General features: G+C 58.3%; 2 protein-coding genes. One reads left to right on the forward strand and one right to left on the reverse strand.

The annotated features are described in order from the left end of the window. The first annotated feature begins 840 nt into the window (after window positions 1–840). Window positions 841–2,304 (forward strand): hypothetical protein, encoded by a 1,464-nt coding sequence (locus B8460_RS21330; protein WP_148360725.1) that lies wholly within the window; start codon window positions 841–843, stop codon window positions 2,302–2,304. On the opposite strand, the gene B8460_RS23145 is transcribed toward B8460_RS21330, so the two are convergent. Next, a partial coding sequence (locus tag B8460_RS23145; protein ID WP_206742663.1) for a hypothetical protein occupies window positions 2,301–2,532 on the reverse strand: 232 nt, incomplete at its 5' end. The genes B8460_RS21330 and B8460_RS23145 overlap by 4 nt on opposite strands.

Below are 2,532 nucleotides of genomic sequence, written 5' to 3' on the forward strand. Positions count from 1 at the left end.
AGCCCGCTCAAGAAATTTATGGGTCCGAGCCCTAAAGCGAAAGTGAGGCGTGGGAGCGCCCTACAGACCGCCAGCGCGAACATTCTTTCCCGGCGCGGCGGCGGCTGGGCGCAGGCGCAACTGACGCGGCGGCGGTGTTCGGGAAGGCTGACGGCGGCGGGCCAGATGGGGTGGAGGTAGAGCCGTCGGCGCCCGCCCCCGCCGTTTCAAGTCGATCAGTTCGGCGGCAGTCACGGCCGTACTGGTTAGTGCCGTGGACCCGTCAGCCCGTAAGAGAACCGGTTTGATTCATGGGGACGATCGATTCCGCGTCCAAGATAAACTGCGATAACCGGGCGGTCCCGCCGGCAACGTAGCCTTTGTCGGCGAGCACCACTTCGTCCCGGACAAAATTGGCCAGGAGCGCAAGAACCACCTGCTATCATGTATCTCACTCAGACTCAGCAACAGCCGGAGCGACATTCCTCTGCCATCCACCGCCGCGTGAAGTCTGCGATCTTCCACTTGTTTCATGGCCTGCTAATTTTGAAGCAAAGGAGCGCGATCACCATCCGCTCAAGATGTCAGAACGTAGCGGCCCAAGCTACTCCCTGGGAGGCCAGCAAGAGATACCTTCTCCACCATAGGATTTGAGTAGGCTCCGGTTGGACACTAGATTATCTCTGCCCACAGGAGAAAGTGAGTATCAGTCTAGGTGGTGGGAGGATTACTGGGATGCCTACAATCGGGGAACTGCCGAATGCGGGGACGGTCACAGATGCTGACCTGCTCGTAATTAGCCAGAATGACTGCAGTTACGCGACGACCCGTATCTCGCTTCTAAACGGGGCAGATGGGACAGTGCTGACCGGCATCATTACGCAGTCTGGAGGCACACTGTCTGGTCCGCTGACGCTAGCAGGCGACCCGACTTCCGCGCTGGAACCGGCCACAATGCAATATGTCGACACGAAGCTGTCTTTAGCGGGAGGAACCCTCTCCGGCGGGGTCACGATCGGCGACAGCGCCAGTCCACTCTGGAATGTTGGAAACCTAGTTCTCAATGGAAACTGCGACGAAGATTTGAGCGGTTTCTCGGTAATTCAGTCTCGATCCACGGTCTATCCAACTAAGTCGGGTGGTAGTCCGATTGTCAATGACTGGGTAAATTTTACTGGTCTTACAGTACGGACAGTAAGTCCCGTGAAAAATGGAAAGATAATCCCAAATAGCGGTCAGCACGTCGCCGTCGTAGGTCAGGTAGACCGCTATCTGCCGCCCCACGAGATGACGCAACCGAGCGCTTTGATACCAATGGCGCAAGTGTGGGCGTATTACGGTTCCGTGAATGATCACACTGGCTCGCCGAGCTCACTTAGTGGAGCGATGACGTTTGCGGAGGCCGACTTGTCGGCCAACGGCGCCGACGATGCTAGAGCCCGGTTTGGCTTCGTGGGTAATTTCCAGGCCGGGAAGTCTATTGCTAATGGCGGCTTGCCTGCAGGGTTAGCTTATATGTTCCTGACCGATACGGTAGACAATGATAGCATTATTTATTCGTCCTTTTACGGAGCAGGCGCATACGCCTCCGCGGTGTTTGACTCGCGGTTTGCGGCGGCTGGCAGAGCCGGTGTCACCGGCACTTTAGTTGCAAAGGCAGATGTGGGTGCCAAGTCTGTTGTCGTGAGCGACGTCCGCCCTTTCCTCTGCGGCGGCGATGCAACCAACAGCCCCCTTAGTCCGCGCAACACGATCGAGAATGTCCTGATCGGTGCGCACCGTTACACCGTTGAAAATGTCACGGTCACAGCGGGAGAGCGTGGTGGCACCTTGACGCTCACGTCAGGCCTCATCGCCGCCTCCGACGGCGCTACCGGTGCGGTATACGGGCGCGTTCCTGCGGCGCTCTGGATGCAGACAGGCCAGGAGGTCGTGTTCGATGCAAGGTCAATGTATAGGCTTGGCTTCAGTACGGCGGACAACGGCATGCGATTAACCGGTTCGGGTGGCCTCCATATGGATGGCCCCATTACCGCACCGTCGGGCAGCATCGGCAATTTTACTGCCGTAAATGCCCTGAGTAGTCTCGGACCGTCAAAATTCCACGACGGAATCGCCATGGGGGGCGGTCTCTTTCAACCGACCTCGGTAGCCTTTGCCGCTTTACCTCCCCCAGGTTCCGGCCCTGCGAATGGACTAATCTGGTGTTGCGATGCCTTGAAGCCCGGAGAAGCCAGCGGCACAGGCACTGGCGTCCTGGCTTGCCCGAATAAGGCCAAGACTGGGTGGCTTCGTGTCGGAGATTATACCGCGCTTCGCACCTAAGGTTGCTTGGCGCTCATGTCGCGCAGATTGCGCTCAAGTAGTTCCGCGACGCGGTTCAACGGAAGGCCGGCGAAGTAGCCATTGACGAGGCGAACATAGCCCTCGGGAGCAGGCCCATTGAGCTCGTTGGTATCCACCAGGCTGCAGGATCGCGGCAGCGCGTGCGCCACTGGCACTCGACCCAACAAAGATCCAGAGCAGAATCCGATCACTCTGGATTGTATCCGG

It is taken from the genome of Acidisphaera rubrifaciens HS-AP3, from assembly GCF_000964365.1.
Taxonomy (GTDB): domain Bacteria; phylum Pseudomonadota; class Alphaproteobacteria; order Acetobacterales; family Acetobacteraceae; genus Acidisphaera; species Acidisphaera rubrifaciens.